The 16,105-nt window shown below is 46.2% G+C and carries 16 protein-coding genes; 9 read left to right on the plus strand and 7 right to left on the minus strand.

The features are described 5' to 3' along the window. Nucleotides 1-23 precede the first annotated feature (23 nt). Nucleotides 24-1,085, plus strand: a complete 1,062-nt coding sequence (gene ribD, locus Q1V85_RS10385; RefSeq protein ID WP_300599605.1) for a bifunctional diaminohydroxyphosphoribosylaminopyrimidine deaminase/5-amino-6-(5-phosphoribosylamino)uracil reductase RibD — start codon at nucleotides 24-26, stop codon at nucleotides 1,083-1,085. A 1-nt stretch (nucleotide 1,086) separates the two neighbouring features. Beyond that, nucleotides 1,087-1,704 carry a YigZ family protein gene (locus Q1V85_RS10390; RefSeq protein ID WP_300599607.1) on the plus strand — a complete coding sequence of 206 codons (618 nt, stop codon included), beginning with the start codon at nucleotides 1,087-1,089 and terminating at the stop codon, nucleotides 1,702-1,704. Nucleotides 1,705-1,820: 116 nt separating this feature from the next. On the opposite strand, the gene Q1V85_RS10395 is transcribed toward Q1V85_RS10390, so the two are convergent. Further along, nucleotides 1,821-2,930 (minus strand): lactonase family protein, encoded by a 1,110-nt coding sequence (locus Q1V85_RS10395; RefSeq protein ID WP_300599609.1) that lies wholly within the window; start codon nucleotides 2,928-2,930, stop codon nucleotides 1,821-1,823. A 191-nt stretch (nucleotides 2,931-3,121) separates the two neighbouring features. Between Q1V85_RS10395 and Q1V85_RS10400 the strand changes: the two genes are divergently transcribed. Continuing rightward, on the plus strand, nucleotides 3,122-3,580 hold the full coding sequence (locus tag Q1V85_RS10400) for a hypothetical protein (RefSeq protein WP_300599611.1): 459 nt from the start codon (nucleotides 3,122-3,124) through the stop codon (nucleotides 3,578-3,580). A 708-nt stretch (nucleotides 3,581-4,288) separates the two neighbouring features. Here Q1V85_RS10400 and eco read toward each other — a convergent pair. The 3 genes from eco to Q1V85_RS10415 all read right to left on the minus strand — a co-directional run bounded on the left by eco (nucleotide 4,289) and on the right by Q1V85_RS10415 (nucleotide 6,445). Then, nucleotides 4,289-4,798 carry a serine protease inhibitor ecotin gene (gene eco, locus Q1V85_RS10405; protein ID WP_300599612.1) on the minus strand — a complete coding sequence of 170 codons (510 nt, stop codon included), beginning with the start codon at nucleotides 4,796-4,798 and terminating at the stop codon, nucleotides 4,289-4,291. 151 nt (nucleotides 4,799-4,949) lie between these two features. Continuing rightward, nucleotides 4,950-6,158, minus strand: a complete 1,209-nt coding sequence (locus Q1V85_RS10410; protein WP_300599613.1) for a sterol desaturase family protein — start codon at nucleotides 6,156-6,158, stop codon at nucleotides 4,950-4,952. 11 nt (nucleotides 6,159-6,169) lie between these two features. Continuing rightward, nucleotides 6,170-6,445, minus strand: coding sequence for a hypothetical protein (locus tag Q1V85_RS10415; protein ID WP_300599614.1), 276 nt, complete (start codon nucleotides 6,443-6,445; stop codon nucleotides 6,170-6,172). 317 nt (nucleotides 6,446-6,762) lie between these two features. Here Q1V85_RS10415 and Q1V85_RS10420 point away from each other — a divergent pair, with 317 nt between their 5' ends. Continuing rightward, a complete protein-coding gene (locus Q1V85_RS10420; protein ID WP_300599615.1) occupies nucleotides 6,763-9,018 on the plus strand; it encodes a Tex family protein in 2,256 nt (751 codons plus the stop codon). A gap of 108 nt (nucleotides 9,019-9,126) precedes the next feature. Next, nucleotides 9,127-10,017 (plus strand): subclass B3 metallo-beta-lactamase, encoded by an 891-nt coding sequence (gene bla, locus Q1V85_RS10425; protein WP_300599617.1) that lies wholly within the window; start codon nucleotides 9,127-9,129, stop codon nucleotides 10,015-10,017. Between the two features lie 74 nt (nucleotides 10,018-10,091). On the opposite strand, the gene Q1V85_RS10430 is transcribed toward bla, so the two are convergent. Continuing rightward, the gene (locus tag Q1V85_RS10430) at nucleotides 10,092-10,688 is read right to left on the minus strand and encodes a hypothetical protein (protein ID WP_300599619.1); all 597 of its coding nucleotides are present in this window, start codon (nucleotides 10,686-10,688) and stop codon (nucleotides 10,092-10,094) included. 227 nt (nucleotides 10,689-10,915) lie between these two features. Here Q1V85_RS10430 and trxB point away from each other — a divergent pair, with 227 nt between their 5' ends. The 3 genes from trxB (at nucleotide 10,916) to Q1V85_RS10445 (ending at nucleotide 13,462) form a co-directional block, all read left to right on the plus strand. Continuing rightward, nucleotides 10,916-11,866, plus strand: a complete 951-nt coding sequence (gene trxB, locus Q1V85_RS10435; RefSeq protein ID WP_300599621.1) for a thioredoxin-disulfide reductase — start codon at nucleotides 10,916-10,918, stop codon at nucleotides 11,864-11,866. Nucleotides 11,867-12,214: 348 nt separating this feature from the next. Next, nucleotides 12,215-12,577 carry a dihydroneopterin aldolase gene (gene folB, locus Q1V85_RS10440; RefSeq protein WP_300599624.1) on the plus strand — a complete coding sequence of 121 codons (363 nt, stop codon included), beginning with the start codon at nucleotides 12,215-12,217 and terminating at the stop codon, nucleotides 12,575-12,577. Nucleotides 12,578-12,742: 165 nt separating this feature from the next. Next, a complete protein-coding gene (locus tag Q1V85_RS10445; RefSeq protein ID WP_300599627.1) occupies nucleotides 12,743-13,462 on the plus strand; it encodes a hypothetical protein in 720 nt (239 codons plus the stop codon). Nucleotides 13,463-13,480: 18 nt separating this feature from the next. Here Q1V85_RS10445 and Q1V85_RS10450 read toward each other — a convergent pair whose 3' ends face one another. After that, nucleotides 13,481-13,978, minus strand: coding sequence for a cytidine deaminase (locus Q1V85_RS10450; RefSeq protein ID WP_300599629.1), 498 nt, complete (start codon nucleotides 13,976-13,978; stop codon nucleotides 13,481-13,483). Nucleotides 13,979-14,350: 372 nt separating this feature from the next. On the opposite strand from Q1V85_RS10450, the gene tnpA reads away from it, so the two are divergent. Beyond that, nucleotides 14,351-14,794, plus strand: coding sequence for an IS200/IS605 family transposase (tnpA, locus tag Q1V85_RS10455; RefSeq protein ID WP_300599631.1), 444 nt, complete (start codon nucleotides 14,351-14,353; stop codon nucleotides 14,792-14,794). Nucleotides 14,795-15,138: 344 nt separating this feature from the next. On the opposite strand, the gene panB is transcribed toward tnpA, so the two are convergent. Continuing rightward, a complete protein-coding gene (gene panB, locus Q1V85_RS10460) occupies nucleotides 15,139-15,954 on the minus strand; it encodes a 3-methyl-2-oxobutanoate hydroxymethyltransferase (RefSeq protein ID WP_300599633.1) in 816 nt (271 codons plus the stop codon). Nucleotides 15,955-16,105: the final 151 nt, after the last annotated feature.

The following is a 16,105-nucleotide window of genomic DNA, read 5'->3' on the forward strand; positions in this document are numbered from 1 at the left end:
TTAATTCTTTTACTTTTGCAAAAATGGATACAGGAATACGGGATATCTTTCTCCAACGTTGTTTTCAGCTGGCCCGGCTAGGGGCAGGCAATGTGGCCCCCAACCCGATGGTGGGCGCCGTGTTGGTGTATGAGGACCGGATCATCGGGGAAGGCTATCACCAGCAATACGGGGAGGCGCATGCGGAAGTGCACTGTATTCATAATGCGCTGAAGCAGCATGCGGAACTGATTGACAAGGCAATCCTTTATGTGTCATTGGAGCCCTGCGCGCATTACGGTAAAACGCCGCCCTGTGCAGATCTTATCATCCGGCACCGGATACCCCGGGTAGTGGTGGGCTGTCGTGATAGTTTTGAGGCCGTTAATGGAAAAGGGATCGAAAAACTGCGGAATGCCGGTGTGGAAGTGATTGAGCACATCGCCACACAGGAAGCCATCAACCTTAATAAGCGGTTCTTTACCTTTCACGGGTTGAAACGTCCGTATATTATCCTGAAATGGGCGCAAACAAGGGATGGTATTATGGCTTCGGCAAATACGGAGCGATTAAAGATTTCGAACCCGGTAACCAACCGGCTGGTGCACCGGTGGCGCTCTGAGGAGGCGGCCATCATGGTAGGTGCAGCCACCGCCCTGCAGGATGATCCATTATTGGATAACCGGTACTGGTTTGGAAAAGCGCCGGTAAAGATCGTAGTATCCGGCTCCGGTCATTTGCCGGGGGAGCTGAAGTTGTTTCATTCGGGAACCGCGGCCTGGGTATTTAACCGGGGGCTGGCAAAGGAACAGGCAGGGGTGGAGTGGATCAAAGTAGAGCGTGATGATCTGATAAAAGGGATGCTGGATGTTTTGTTTGAGCGACAAATCCAGAGCGTTTTTGTAGAGGGCGGGCACCGGCTGTTGCAATTACTGATCAAGGCTGGCTTATGGGATGAGGCCCGGATTATAACCAACAGGGAAATGATTGCCGGCAGCGGATTACAGGCCCCCTTGCTAAAGCAACAGGTGCTACTGCAAACAACCACGATCGGAACCGATGAAATAACCGTTTATAAGAATATGCATAATCAGTTTATAGTTTAAGATGGAGCAGGGGAATTATTATCAAACCATTGAAACCAGCGGACAGGCAGAGTTTAAGGACCGGGGGAGCCGTTTTATTGCCATGGCTTATCCGCTTAAAAATACCGATGAGTTCAAAAAAATACTGGCTGCTGTAAAAAAAGAACATCCAAAGGCCAATCATCATTGTTTTGCTTACCGCCTGGGAACGGATGGAAATACCTTCCGGGTAAGTGATGCGGGGGAACCTTCCGGAACCGCAGGAAGGCCCATATTGGGACAGATCGACAGCCGGCAGGTAACAGATGCGCTGATCATTGTCGTGCGCTATTTTGGTGGAACGCTGCTGGGAGTTCCGGGGCTCATCAACGCTTATAAATCGGCTGCGGCGATGGCATTGCAGGTAACACACCTGGTGCGCAAGCCCGTGCTGAAAATATTTCATCTCCAGTTTGATTATACCCAGCTCAATGAAGTAATGAATGTGGTGAAGCAGTTCGATTGCACCATTATTAAACAGGAACTGCAGCTGTTTTGTGTGATGGACATCGGTATTCCAAAACACCGTTTAACGGAAAGCGTGATGCGGCTGGAGGATATTAAAAACCTCGCGCTCAAAGAAGTAGTTGCCGTAAAATAATACCCCGCGCTTTTTAAGATCAAGAGGTATACGATTATTGCAATCCTGCTTTTATCAGGAATGCTTTTGTCTTTGTTGCGTAGTGTTACCAGCGCTGCAATCCTGCCGGGATTGGCTTATTTGGCAACCCATTTCAGGGACACGGGGATGCCGGCTTTTATTTCTTTTCCTGTAGATTCCGGCATACCGGTAACAGGATTAATTTTGAAAAGGGTAATATTATCGCTTTTCTGGTTGGCCGCAATCAGCCAGCGCCCGGAAGGATGAATGGTGAAATTCCTCGGGAAATTACCATTGGTAGATTGACTGCCTACAAAGGTGATCCTTCCTGTTTTCCGGTCTGTTTTATAAACCTCAATGGTGCTGTTGCTGCGCTGGGATACATAAAGAAATTGTCCATCGGGAGACAGATGGATATCTGCTCCGGCTGCTTTTCCCTTTTCGGCTTTCAATGCATCTTCGGTTTGCAGATGTTGTAATTTTCCTTTACGAAGGCTATAAACATTCACGGTGCCAAACATTTCATCAACATTGTAGGCAAGCTTTTTATTTTTAGAAATTACCATATGACGGGGTCCCGCGCCCGGTGCCGTTTGTATAAACGATGCCCTTGCGGTATCTGCTTTACCGGTTGTTGCGTTAAAAGGATAGCTGACAATTTTATCCGTTCCCAGGTCGCATACAAATACAAAACGGTTATCCGGAGCGATGGTGGTACTATGTACATGAGGCGCCTGTTGCCGCGAATGATCGGGACCGTTGCCCTGGTGGGTAACTACCTGCGAGAGACTGCCCAGTGAGCCGTCTTTCTGAATGCTGTAAACGGAGAAACTGCCGCTGGAATAATTGGATGCAAACAGCCATTTACCGCTCCGGTCAATTTCAAGATAACAGGGATCATCGCCCATGCTTTTTACGGAATTGATAAGGGTCAACTTCCCGGTTTGGGGATCCATAGAAAAGGCACTGATACCACCATCACTGGTTTCATTTACGGAGTATACAAAACGTTGACTGGCAGATACGACCTGGTACGACGGGTTTACGGTGGCCACTTCGCCGGTCATTTTCAGATCGCCTGTTTGCGCATCAAAATCATAAATATAAATGCCTTTGCTGCTGCTGTTTTGATGGGTATACGTACCTACTACCAGGTATTGACCAAACGAAGGATTTATTATGGCGGCAATTTGCAGCATGAGCAACGTGAAAATGAATGGTTTCATGTAAAAAATTGAAATGCAAAGGTACGATAAGTTTTAAGGGCAGCCGCCGGAATTTAACGTGGGCTGACAATACTATGACTTGCTTTTATCTGTTTTTTAACAATCCCCATGCAATTTTTACAACGGACAGATCCTCTATATAATAAAGAACACAATCACAAATTATATAAACAATTTAAACTTTAACTACCATGAAACGGATTCTTACATTTTCAATAGTATCGGTTCTGGCTATAGTTGCCCTGGCGAGTTGTACCAAACGGGATCACTGGCAGGATGATAATCGTTATCAGAACGAGACGGGAGTTACTGCATATATTTCTGAAGTGGGATCGCCCTATTCTGTGATCCGGATGGATTATGATGGGTCCTATGCTGTTGTTTTCAGCCAGGAAAAAGATAGCTATTACTGGCCCAGATTGAAGGACGTGATTTACGGCGACTTTTCAGTGGGAGGCGGTCGGACTCTGTATAACAAAACGGCGGGATTCAATATCCGTTTAGAAGTGGATGAGTTTTTTGATTATAAGAATGATGCGATTAATGCCGTAATCCGGAGAGAAGACCAGGAAGGATATGCCAAGGCATATAACAATACGAAGATAAGCCTGGAGAGACGTACCGGAACTCCGATCCCTTCTGTTAAATAGACTTTGTTAGTCCGTTTCCTATATAAGGGCTGCTCCAACGAGCGGTCCTTTTTTATACCCTGGTGGAAATGAATAAAGCCTTCAGGGTTATAAATATTTCTGCTGACATATAGAGACACATCGCAGAACCTCGTGCTGTACGCCCAGGATCAACATCTGTTGACAGATAGCTTTTCTCTGGATACCGGAGCAAATTACCAGCAAAAGATCTCACGACGTTTTCAGCGGGAATCTTTTGGAAGGCGGTTTATATTACTGGTGCGCTGCACCTTCATTCATCCCTGTGTTCGTTGCTAATAAGAGCAGCGCTGCGCTGCAGCTTTGATCGTTAAGTTCTTAAAATTATCTTAACGCATATGCGATGAATCGGGAATGAAAAATGGGGTAACCTGCCGAATGGACTTCATGAGTGCCAAAAAAAATAATAGACAGGTGAATAAAAACCTCAAAGTGGAAAAAGAAAAAGGGAATCTGGCTGAACCAGCTCTCATATCAGCTGTCATTGGCAGCCCGGCTGAAACATTCCTGTGATACCGAACCGAGTGATGATACAGGGCGTTTTGGATCTTACTTTGAATATTGGAAAAGGATTATTTTGATTAAAGGGCTATCATGACGCATTTGTTTGGCCAATAATAAAAAGCCAGGCATAAAAAAATGCCATCCCCTGGATGACATTCTTTATGGTTACTGCTTTATGATCCGGTGCTACTTAACCGCAGCATCAGAAGTATTACCGGCATTCCAGATGCGGTATTTTAATTCATATCCGTCCGGCACAAAAACAACTACCGGAAGTTTGCTGTTGTAACGGATCTGCTCGGGTTTTGCCCCAACAAATTTTTCTGTTTTTTTACCATCCGGGCAGGCCATCATCGTAGATACTACGGTTCCGTTGGAAGAAAATTCATAGTAGGTGTAGCCCCATCCCTGTACATCTTTTTCAACGATCTTGCCATTCAGTGAACGGGTGTTGCAGTCGGTAGGCATTACCTTTCCCGGGATCAGTTCCAGCTTAAAATCGGCCTCTGATGCGCCTTTAACGGGTAAAAGAATTACATACCGTTTGTATCCTTTTTTCTCTTTGGGAAAATGCTCCAGCTGTTTTTGGGCATCTTCATTTTTTTCTACGGTATTTACTGTTTTTTTGGTAGTACTGCAGGAGATCAGCGCCAATGCGAAGAATAAAAAGCCTGCTAATTGAAATTTTTTCATCATTACTGTTTTATGGTTAAACGATTTGTTTCCTGTTTGCAATACCAGGATGCGAAATCCTGTATCATTGCATAAAAGTCAGTACCCGCAAAACAGACCGGATGCATGTCACAAAGGTTGTCTCTTCCGGGTAATAATGATTTCGATCAAAAAATCAGGGTGCCAGGTAAAGCGCGTAATAACGGCTTCTAAAATAGTGATAGTATAAGAGCAGGATCAACAGCAAACAGGTACAACATATCCATACATATTTATTCGGGAAGGTAACACAGAGAAATATACACAAAAGTAATGTACGGATATACTCCAAAGGAAATACCCATCGTTTTTGTTCCAGCATGGCACCCGTGGCAATAACGCTAAGAACGATGAAGACGGCAGCAACAAACAGTTGCAGGGGCTGCAGGTAATAGGAAAACAAAATCGTAAAGAAGAGGATCGTTAATGTAAAAGCCGTTTGCAGGGAAATGGTTTTTAGTAACGGAACGGATGGTGGTGCTACGGCCTTCCTTCGCTGAAATTTCCGTTCCAGTACCGGGCGGATCGATGCGTCTACCGTATCGGGCTTACTGAACAGCAATTTTATTTTATTAAGAAAACCAGGCGTTCTTTTTACAGCAATGCAAAGCTCCATAAAGAAATGAAAATGCTGCCATAGAAAGCTATGACTGTTGAGCGGTTGGGTTAATCCATAAACGGGTGTAATATCTTCCGCCTTAAAGGTACCAAACAGTTTATCCCATATGATCAGCACATCACCATAATTTTTATCCAGGTATTCGGGATTGCTGCTATGATGTACCCGGTGATGGGAGGGCGTTACCAGTATATATTCCAGCCAGCCCAGTTTACCGATCATTTGAGTGTGCGTAAAAAACGGGTAGGCGCCATGGATCAGCAGCAGCAGGGTGATCATCTGCGGCGGAAACCCGATCAGCGGTAGCACGCTCCAAAAGAGACCCCGCAGTACCGATTGAAACACCGTAATCCGTGCTGATACGGTATAATTGAAATCTTCGCTTTGATGATGCACCACATGAGCACTCCAGAAAAGATTTACCACATGTCCGAACCGGTGATACCAGTACCATACCAGGTCGGTTGCCAGAAAAAGCAGAACCCAGGTAAGCAGTGTAGGCTTTATGTCCAGCAATGCATAATGTTTGTGGATCCAGGCAAACGCAAAGAAAAAAGAGCCGGAGGTCAGCAGGTCGCAAAGCCGTTCTGCAATACCAACATTCAAATTCGCAATGGACTCCTGCCAGTGAAAAACACGGCTGCCTTTTTTTAATGCGTGGCGATATTCCAGCGCCATAAAGAGCAGGAATAACGGCACCGCAAGTGCAATAAAATTGAGCTGCATCCGGTGAAAATTTAGTTCCGGGCCAGCAGCGCCGGATCCTGGTTGGTAATGGAATAACGGTAGGGTTCATGAATATCCCGGGTGATACCGTTTACAAAACTGCTGATATCATGAAAGCTGATGCTGCCTTCAATATTCCATTCAATGCTTTGCTGATCAGCCGCAATGATCCCGGATGAGTGTCGTACACTGCGGGTATAAATTGCTTCTTTTAACAGCCGGACCAGTTGGACCAGGATCATGTCCGCGGCTTTGGGAACATTGATCAGGATGGTGTATGCCGCCATTTTTATGCTTTTAAGTGTTTATTAAATCGGCTCACCCTAACAGAACAAACACTTCAGCAAACTGCGAATCTTTTTTAGTCTACTAAATTTATAGACAAATATAAGGACGCTTAAGCAATCGGACAAATCCTGCGGCACCCATGCCAAAATCTTTACGGTTTTTTAACCATTTTCGGCAGACGAGTCCTTATTTAATGTGTATTTTCCAGTTACGGCAAAGCAGCTTGCCGGCAAACCCAGGGAAGCGGCGATTGTTATGCACAGCCCTTTGTTTCTTTACCAACACCGCTTACATTTGCACCCCAACTAATTTAAAAATGGATATAAAATACATACAGCAGATCGCAGCAGACCTGAGCCTGCCGTTAAAGCAGGTAGGTAATGTGGAACAACTGCATGCGGAAGGGGCTACGATCCCTTTTATCAGTCGCTACCGGAAAGAGGCAACAGGAAATATGGACGAAGTACAGGTAGGAAATGTGATTGATAAGATCCGTTACTATGACGAATTGGAAAAACGGAAGGAAACGGTGATCAAAACGATTGAAGCCGCAGGAAAGCTGACCCCTGAATTAAAGACCCGGATCGATGTCTGCATCAATGCAACGGAACTGGAAGATATTTACCTGCCATACAAACCCAAGCGGAAAACCAAGGCATCGGTTGCTATAGAAAAGGGACTGGAACCACTGGCAGACCTGTTATGGGCGCAAGGTAACGGACATGTAGCGGAAGCCGCAGCAAAATTCCTGAATGAACAGGTAGCAGATACCGCGGAGGCGCTTCAGGGAGCCCGGGATATTATAGCAGAACGCATTGCGGAGAGTGAGCAGGCCCGTACCCTGGTGCGATCGATGTTTGAGGAAACATCCACCGTGTCGTCCCGCGTGCTCACAACAAAAAAAGAAGAAGCAGAAGCCCAGAAATACCGGGATTATTTTGACTTCAAAGAACCCTTGTCGAAATGCCCTTCGCACCGGATCCTGGCCATTCGCCGCGGTGAAAAAGAAGGGTTCCTGATTATGGATATTGCTATTGAAAAAGATTCGGCGATCGGTTCGCTGAAAAACGAATTTGTTACGTCGTCCGGCGAAGCCGGCGGGCAGGTAGCACTGGCGGTTGAAGATGCGTATGCCCGGCTGCTGAAACCGGCCATTGAAACGGAGTTCCGGATGAGCAGTAAAACCTCCGCTGATGAAGAAGCAATCAAAGTATTTGCAGAAAACCTGCGGCAATTATTACTGGCCTCGCCGCTGGGGCATAAGCGGGTACTGGCGATTGACCCGGGATTCAGAACGGGTTGCAAAGTGGTGTGCCTGGATGAAAGCGGCACGTTTCTTAAATATGAAACGATCTTTCCGCATGCACCGCAAAATGATTGGTATGGTGCAACGGAGGCATTGAAGCGTTTGGTAAACAAATATGATATTGAGGCGATCGGTTATGGAAATGGAACCGCCAGTAAGGAAACGGAAAAGCTTGCGCGAAGCATCGACTTCGGAAAACCGGTCTCGATCTTTATGGTAAATGAAAGCGGGGCTTCTATTTATTCGGCCAGCGAAGTGGCCCGGGAGGAATTTCCGGATGAAGATGTAACCGTGCGCGGAGCCATCAGCATCGGGCGCCGGTTGCTGGATCCGCTGAGCGAACTGGTGAAGATCGATGCCAAGAGCATCGGTGTGGGCCAGTACCAGCACGACGTGAATCAGAACCGGTTAAAAGATAGCCTGGACCAGGTGGTACAAAGCTGTGTGAACTATGTGGGCGTGGATGTAAATACAGCCAGTAAACATCTGCTGATGTATGTATCGGGCTTAACGGCTACCACGGCCCGTAATATTGTAGAATACCGGGTAAAGAACGGGGCGTTTAAAAGCCGCGAAGAACTGCTGAAGGTATCGATGCTGGGGCCGAAGGCATTTGAACAATGTGCCGGTTTTTTACGGATCCCCAATGCCTCCAATCCGCTGGACAATTCGGCAGTGCACCCGGAAAGCTATCCGGTGGTAGAGAATATGGCGGGGAACCTGAATTGCTCTGTTACGGAGCTGATCACAAAGCCTGAATTAAGGAAAGGGATCAAAGCGCGTGATTTTGTGACAGAAACAGTAGGGCAGTACACCATTGAAGATATTTTAAAAGAGCTGGAAAAACCCGGCCGTGATCCGCGGGCAGCTATTGAAGAATTTAGTTTTGCGGAGGGATTGTCTGCCATCGAAGACCTGAAGCCAGGTATGAAAGTGCCGGGTATTGTAACCAATATTACCAATTTCGGAGCCTTTGTGGATGTAGGGGTAAAGCAGGATGGCCTGGTACATGTGTCGCACCTTGCCAATAAATTTGTAAGCGATCCCAATGAAGTGGTAAAGCTGAATCAGAAAGTGATGGTTACGGTACTGGAAGTAGATGCTGCACGGAAGCGGATCTCCCTGAGCATGAAAGACGCTGCAGGCAGCGAAGGCAAAACAAGACCTGCAGGAAACCAGCAGAAGCAACCGGCAAAAACGGCGTCTGCGGGAAAAAACAACTTCCAATCGAGCCTGGATGCCCTGCGGAAAAAATTTGCTGATTGATGAAACGATGACCCGGTATACCGGTATAAAACAGGAAGCAGGTCGCGAAAATGAAGTGCATTTACGGCCTGCTTTTTGATTACATGTGAAAAATCTGTTTGAAAAAAAATGAAAATCAACGGCGCGGCTTTATGGCAGACTGGAATGGTGTTATTACTCCTGTTTATTACCTGTAAATCCGTTCATGCACAGGTACAGGAGCCCAAAGATGTTCCGGCAGACTGGTCGGAGGCGTTTCCTCCTTTTCAAATTGCCGGTAACCTGTATTATGTGGGCACCCGTGATCTGGCCTGTTACCTGGTTACCACTCCCAAAGGAAATATCCTCATCAATACCGGACTGGCCGCATCATTGCCCCTGATTAAAAAGAGCATCGAAACGCTGGGTTTCCGGTTTAACGATATCAAGATCCTGCTCACTTCGCAGGTGCATTACGATCATGTAGGAGCCATGGCTGCTATCAAACGGTTAACCGGTGCACGTATGATGGTCAATGCAAAAGATGCACCGGTGCTGGCAGACGGTGGCCGGTCGGATTATGAACTGGGCGTACATGGTGTACAGTTTGAACCGGTGAGGGCCGACCGGTTGTTGTACGACGGGGATACGATCACACTGGGAAGTGTCAGCCTGGTGATGCTACATCATCCGGGGCATACAAAGGGCTCCAGCAGTTTCCTGCTTACCGTAAACGACAATAAGCGGGCTTACCGGGTGTTGATTGCTAATTTACCCACGATCATTACTGACAGACGTTTCGACGCCATACCGGCCTATCCGGATATTGCACAGGATTATGCCTATACCCTCGAGTCGCTGAAAAAACAATCATTTGATCTTTGGGTTGCGGCGCATGGCAGCCAGTTTAATTTACCGGGAAAACATGCACCAGGGAGTTCACACGATCCAACCGTGTTTGCTGACCGGGAAGCATATGACCGCCTGGTTGCTGATTTGTACCGGGCATACCGCAAAAAAATGGAGAAGGAGCATCAATAAATATGTGCCATGATCCCTGGTGGATGTCACAAACTACTGTTCTTTTACTGTGCCTGGTTACAGGACACTACCCGCTAAAGCAGTTTTAAAAACAACGGGGCATTGTGATAGTTGGGCAACGTGATCAGACCGTATACGGTTTGTCCGGGTTGTATTTGCTTACTTGTTATATCAAAGTAGGCGAGTTCATTCCTGAAGTTTTTGTTGGCCGAGGCTGCAATGGCAATATTGGTTCCGGCCAGCACCGGTCCTACCACCAACCCGATAGGGATGCTTTCATTGCTTGATGTTGTGGCTATGTTCAATCGCATTGGGGTAAGCAATAAGTATAAAAGATGCAGCCCGGCATTTTGTTTGATCTTTTTACCGGCCATTGCAGGATCCAGTAACTGGATTTCATTACCACCAGCGTAAATTTTGTAATTGGCATTGTACAGCAGGGTATTGTTAGTTGTGTTGGTAATCCGTACCGCAACCACCTGCAGCTCTTTTTTGATTTCTTTGTTAACAAATTTCCGGTTTCTTGCGGTTTGTAATACATTTTCCTTGTATGCAAGGATCGAATCTTCCCGGCTTTGAATGTATTGAAGTTTTTCGGGATGAATCGCTTTGTACCCTGAAGCACAGGAAAACAGCAGTGCAGACATCAAAAGCAGTATATATGTTTTCATAAACGTTATTATTGGGCTGCAAAATAAAGGAATCGTAACCGGAATGCAAAATAAGCTTAAAGGCGATATTCACCCGGGATATCCACATCCCGGCGGGTATGATGTGGGGAAGCGTTTAACCCCCGGTAAACATTTTCCCTTTATTTTTGTAATTAAATACAACATAAAAATTTGTAAATAATAGTGTTATGCCGAAATCGTTCGGCATATTTTTATAAAGCATCGATATGATACAGGAAACAGCAACAGAACACGTAAAATGTTTAATAATAGGTTCAGGACCAGCTGGTTACACGGCGGCTATTTATGCCTCCCGTGCCAATCTGAACCCGGTTTTATACCAGGGGATCCAGCCGGGCGGACAACTGACCATCACCACAGAAGTAGAAAACTATCCCGGATATCCCGATGGGATACAGGGACCGGAGATGATGATCGATTTTGAAAAGCAGGCCAAAAGAATGGGCGCCGATATCCGTTTTGGAATTGCCACCAAGGTCGACTTTTCGAGCCAGCCGCATAAGGTATGGATCGATGAGGAAAAACTGATTGAAGCCGACGCGGTTATTATTTCCACCGGTGCCTCTGCAAAATGGCTGGGGCTGTCGAGCGAAGAACGCCTGAATGGCTTTGGTGTAAGTGCCTGTGCCGTTTGCGATGGTTTTTTCTTCAGAGGAAAAGAAGTGGCTATTGTAGGTGCCGGGGATACGGCAGCGGAAGAAGCCCTGTACCTTTCCAAACTGTGTACCACGGTACATATGCTGGTACGGAAAGACGCTATGCGGGCATCAAAAGTAATGCAGGACCGCGTGTTGAACACGCCCAATATCAAACTCTATTTCAACACGGAAACGGAAGAAGTGCTGGGAGAAAAGACGGTGAATGGAGTTCGTATAAAAAATAACCAGACCGGCGAAACGCAGGAAATTGCCGTAAATGGCTTTTTTGTAGCCATCGGTCACCAGCCCAATTCCGATATCTTCAAAGATTTTCTCGATATGGATGAAGCGGGGTATATTAAAACCATACCGGGCACTTCCAAAACCAATGTGGAAGGTGTTTTTGCCTCCGGCGATGTGCAGGATAAAATTTACCGGCAGGCTGTAACCGCTGCAGGAAGCGGATGTATGGCCGCCCTGGATGCAGAGCGCTACCTGGGAGAGAAAGGCATTCACTAATCGCAGGATAGGTTTTGAAAAGAAGCTGATTAAAAAAAGTCAATTCCGGGGCAGTCCGGTATCAAAGGGATGCCCGGCTATGCTCAGCATGACGGTAGCAGGATTGTTCTTCCATACCTGGTGTTATTCGTTATTATGCTTTCGTCACCTTGAGCGGAGCATAGCGAAGCCGAAAGGTCTCCCGGTCTTCGGATAGTCCGGTATCACAGGGATGTTTGGCTATGCTCAGCATGACACTGGTATAATTCTGTTCGTTATGTGGCGTATATGATAAGGAGCCTGATCCAAGTGGCAATGCCGCCGGGTATTGCATTCCTTTTGTAAACGTTCATACTAAAAAAAGATTCAATGGCACAACTCGTTACGATACACCTGGAACAGCTGCGCTTTTTTGCGGGCCACGGCTTGTATGCAGAGGAAAAAAAAACGGGCAATGCTTTTGAAATGAACCTGACCATTTCCTTTCCGAAAGAAGAGGGGATCATCCATTCACTGGACGAAACACTAAACTATGCCGAAATCTATCACCTGGTAAAAGCAGAAATGCAGCAACCGCGGGAACTGCTCGAGACCTTTCTTACAGAGCTGGCAGAAAAGCTAAAAGAACAGTTCCCCATTATTTCAGCGCTGCGCATGCGCTTATACAAGCTCACCGTTCCCATCGACGGATTTGCAGGAAAAGTAGGCGTGGAACTGGAGCGTCAGTTTTAGAAAAAGCAAATTTCTTAATATGCCTGCCCCCGACCATTGATCTGTATGGCTGAAACAGTGGGTAATAGAGGTTGTAATATCGGTGCTTTTAACACTACTTTCTGATTTACGGTTAAGGATACTGTTCGTTTGTTTTTTATCTTGTGGCATCATACACTGTCATTTATGAAAAGACAATGGTTTCCTGTGTTCATTTTTTTGCTATTACTGGCAACTGCCTGTGGTAAAAATGATACCAGGTTGCCGGAGCGCACCGAAAAGGAAACAGTTTCCTTATGGGCACAAACAGAGAAACCGTTGTTATTGCCGGCATATGCAGGCAAGGATGCTGCGCTTACCTCAACCGATTCTTCAATAGCAACGGCTGTATGGCAGGGTGACCGGGTTTTGGTAACGGCCCATGCGCCGGGCAATACGACCATCACGTTACGGAGCGGGGAGCCGGGAAGACCGGTTCTGCATATCGCGGTTTTTTCCCGGTCTGTAGAAACAGCATATGGCTGGACGCATATTGAGAACGAACAATGGAAAACAACGGTTGTGGTAAAGGCTGCACGTGCTGCTGACGCCCGGGTATTGCGCCGGCAGCTGCTGGATTCTTTAAATGATGCATCCGCCGGCAATGGATTTATTTTCCGGTCAAACGAGGCCGCCGAATATGCCCGGAACCAGCAACTCTATAAAGTAGGATATACGTTTAAAAACTGGACGCTCACACTTAACCATGAATGCCGGCAGGAACAGATTCCGCTGAACCCGGTTCAATACAACGTGATCGGGCTAACCCAGGATTTCACAAATGCGTATAAGACCCGATATCCGGGTAAACATATTGTGCAGGTAACAGTTACCCGCTATTTTTCTGAAGTGCTGCCTCCCGGCTGATACATTGTTCGCCTTGTATTAACCATTACTTCCCAGATCCTCATTGCTAAAGGCCAACGGCAGCAGATCCTTAATGGTATTAATGATATAAACCGGACCTTCCATACCCGATAACAGGAGGCGAATGGGGCTTCCGGTACGTTTTTCATATTCCGACAAAGCCTGGCGGCACATACCGCAGGGCGATATGGGCCGGTTGCTGCTTCCGTTCTGCGAGTGATAGGATACGGCAAGGGTAACGATAGGCTCATCGGCATATTGGGTACCCACTGTTGCCAGCAGTGCCCGTTCTGCACAAATACCCACGGGATAGGAGGCATTCTCCTGGTTGGAGCCTACCACTGTTTTACCATTGGCCAGTTTGGCCGCACAGGCTACATTGAACCGGGAGTAGGGCGCATAAGCCTTTTTAGTGGTTTTGCGTGCCAGTTGTAACAGGGCCGCATCCTCCTCATTTAATGCAAGGCTGTCTTCAACCAGGGTATAAGAGAATTGAAATTTTTTTTCCTTCATCATGTCGTGATCCCGGTGTTTATTTTACAAAGGGTATTAAAGATAAGAAATATTTTTTATCCCTGCAGACGAGGGGAAATCACAAGTCAGTTTCAAATGGCCGCCTGAATAAATAGCTGGACGGGATAGGCCTTCTGGAGGCAGCCACTCTGTTTCCATGAGTTCGATCGTGTGAATACAAATGGCGCCTGATTAAATGCGTGTCATATCATTACTGTTATGTGCGCAAATGGCAGCCCGGAGGGCTACAATGTGAATAGCCCTCTGCAAAGCGGAGGATTTCCGACAGCGGTAGGTTCAACCCTGACAGGGGTTGAATTTTTCGAAAAAGAATCGTAACTTATTCCCGATTATTAACCCACAAATGAAATCACTATGAGCTACCGTCAGGTCTTTTACCAGATCGTGTTTAGTACAAAACACCGTAAAAAAACAATTGCAGAGTCGGATTGTGAACAACTTTACAGATATATATCCGGAATCGTAAAGAATCACAAATGCAAGCTTTATTGTATCAACGGGGTGGCAGATCATATCCACATTTTTTCAGACCTTCATCCTTGCATATCGCTTGCAGATTACGTAAAAGACATAAAGATAGCTTCTAATAGTTGGATGAAAAACAGCGGTTTATTTCCCGATTTTGAGGGATGGCAGGAGGGATATGGTGCGTTCACCTATTCAATTGGAGAAAAAGATAAGATTATCAATTATATTAGGAACCAAAAAGAACATCACAAAAAAGAGTTATTTCATGATGAATTCAAAAGACTGCTGATTGAAAATGATATTGAATTTAACGAACAATACCTGCTTTGAAAAGAGCCCGTTTATTCAACCCACTTTTCGGGGTTGAATTGTCCGTGCCCGGGTAGCCTCCAACCTCAGTTGGAGGCTATGCATATTTAGGGCCCTTCGGGCCTCTTTATACATTAAAGGATATTGCTACTTCAGCGCGAAAGCCATCGTAATAATACCGATCCCCTTTGCCTATTTCAGGAATAGTGTTCACCAGGCACATTTATCGGAACAACATGACAGGGCGTATCACTGGACTCAATATAGCATGACTCCTGTCATGGGCAAGAAATGCTCTTCAGAAATATTTCTGAATGATCGGTTTTCAGTAACCAGGCAGATCTCTTTGCAAGTAAACCATCCGGCTAATATTGTTCCTGTTCATTGGGAAAATCGCCGGAGCGTACGTCAGAAATATAATGTTGTACGGCATTGGTGGCCTGATCAAAAACATTCAGGTATTGCCTTAAAAACTTGGGTTTAAATTCGGTATTGATCCCCAGCATATCATGCATTACCAGTACCTGGCCATCGCAATGCCTGCCGGCCCCGATACCAATGGTAGGAATGTAGAGACTTTCGGTTACTTCCTTCGCCAGCAGTGCCGGTATCTTTTCCAACACAATAGAAAAACAGCCTGCTTCCTGCAGCAGCAGCACGTCTTTGCGCAGCTTATTGGCTTCGGCGTCTTCTTTTGCCCGCACGGCATAAGTGCCGAATTTGTAAATAGACTGTGGAGTAAGTCCCAGGTGACCCATCACCGGTATGCCGGCCGATACAATTTTCCGCACGGACTCTACCACTTCTTCACCACCTTCCAGTTTTACCGCATGTGCACCGGTTTCTTTCATAATACGTACGGCAGATGCCAGGGCAATTTCAGAATTGGACTGATAGGCGCCAAACGGAAGATCGACCACCACCAGGCAACGTTTGGCACCACGGATCACAGATTGTGCGTGGTAGATCATCTGATCAAGGGTAATGGGCAATGTGGTTTCATGTCCGGCCATTACATTGGAGGCCGAATCACCCACCAGGATTACATCAATACCGGCACCGTCGATGATGCGGGCAAAGGAAAAATCATAAGCCGTAAGCATACTGATCTTTTCCCCGGCCTCTTTCATTTTCGCCAGTGTATGTGTGGTTACCCTTTTTACTTCTTTATTAATCGACATGATTTTTTTGTTTAAGGTTTCAGGTTCAATGTTCCAGGTTAGATTTCGTTTTATACTTGATGATCAATGCCAGACGCTGAGTGTTCATAACTGAAAACTAAAGACTGAAAACTGATAACTAATATTTTTGTTTAAAGTTTCAAGTTCAATG

It is taken from the genome of Niabella sp. (assembly GCF_030150205.1).
In the GTDB taxonomy this organism is placed as follows: domain Bacteria; phylum Bacteroidota; class Bacteroidia; order Chitinophagales; family Chitinophagaceae; genus Niabella.

Coding starts and splice junctions, on each gene's coding strand:
- ribD (WP_300599605.1), top strand. CDS start 24: ATGGATACAGGAATACGGGATATCTTTCTCCAACGTTGTTTTCAGCTG.
- Q1V85_RS10390 (WP_300599607.1), top strand. CDS start 1,087: ATGGAGCAGGGGAATTATTATCAAACCATTGAAACCAGCGGACAGGCA.
- Q1V85_RS10395 (WP_300599609.1), bottom strand. CDS start 2,930: ATGAAACCATTCATTTTCACGTTGCTCATGCTGCAAATTGCCGCCATA.
- Q1V85_RS10400 (WP_300599611.1), top strand. CDS start 3,122: ATGAAACGGATTCTTACATTTTCAATAGTATCGGTTCTGGCTATAGTT.
- eco (WP_300599612.1), bottom strand. CDS start 4,798: ATGATGAAAAAATTTCAATTAGCAGGCTTTTTATTCTTCGCATTGGCG.
- Q1V85_RS10410 (WP_300599613.1), bottom strand. CDS start 6,158: ATGCAGCTCAATTTTATTGCACTTGCGGTGCCGTTATTCCTGCTCTTT.
- Q1V85_RS10415 (WP_300599614.1), bottom strand. CDS start 6,445: ATGGCGGCATACACCATCCTGATCAATGTTCCCAAAGCCGCGGACATG.
- Q1V85_RS10420 (WP_300599615.1), top strand. CDS start 6,763: ATGGATATAAAATACATACAGCAGATCGCAGCAGACCTGAGCCTGCCG.
- bla (WP_300599617.1), top strand. CDS start 9,127: ATGAAAATCAACGGCGCGGCTTTATGGCAGACTGGAATGGTGTTATTA.
- Q1V85_RS10430 (WP_300599619.1), bottom strand. CDS start 10,688: ATGAAAACATATATACTGCTTTTGATGTCTGCACTGCTGTTTTCCTGT.
- trxB (WP_300599621.1), top strand. CDS start 10,916: ATGATACAGGAAACAGCAACAGAACACGTAAAATGTTTAATAATAGGT.
- folB (WP_300599624.1), top strand. CDS start 12,215: ATGGCACAACTCGTTACGATACACCTGGAACAGCTGCGCTTTTTTGCG.
- Q1V85_RS10445 (WP_300599627.1), top strand. CDS start 12,743: ATGAAAAGACAATGGTTTCCTGTGTTCATTTTTTTGCTATTACTGGCA.
- Q1V85_RS10450 (WP_300599629.1), bottom strand. CDS start 13,978: ATGATGAAGGAAAAAAAATTTCAATTCTCTTATACCCTGGTTGAAGAC.
- tnpA (WP_300599631.1), top strand. CDS start 14,351: ATGAGCTACCGTCAGGTCTTTTACCAGATCGTGTTTAGTACAAAACAC.
- panB (WP_300599633.1), bottom strand. CDS start 15,954: ATGTCGATTAATAAAGAAGTAAAAAGGGTAACCACACATACACTGGCG.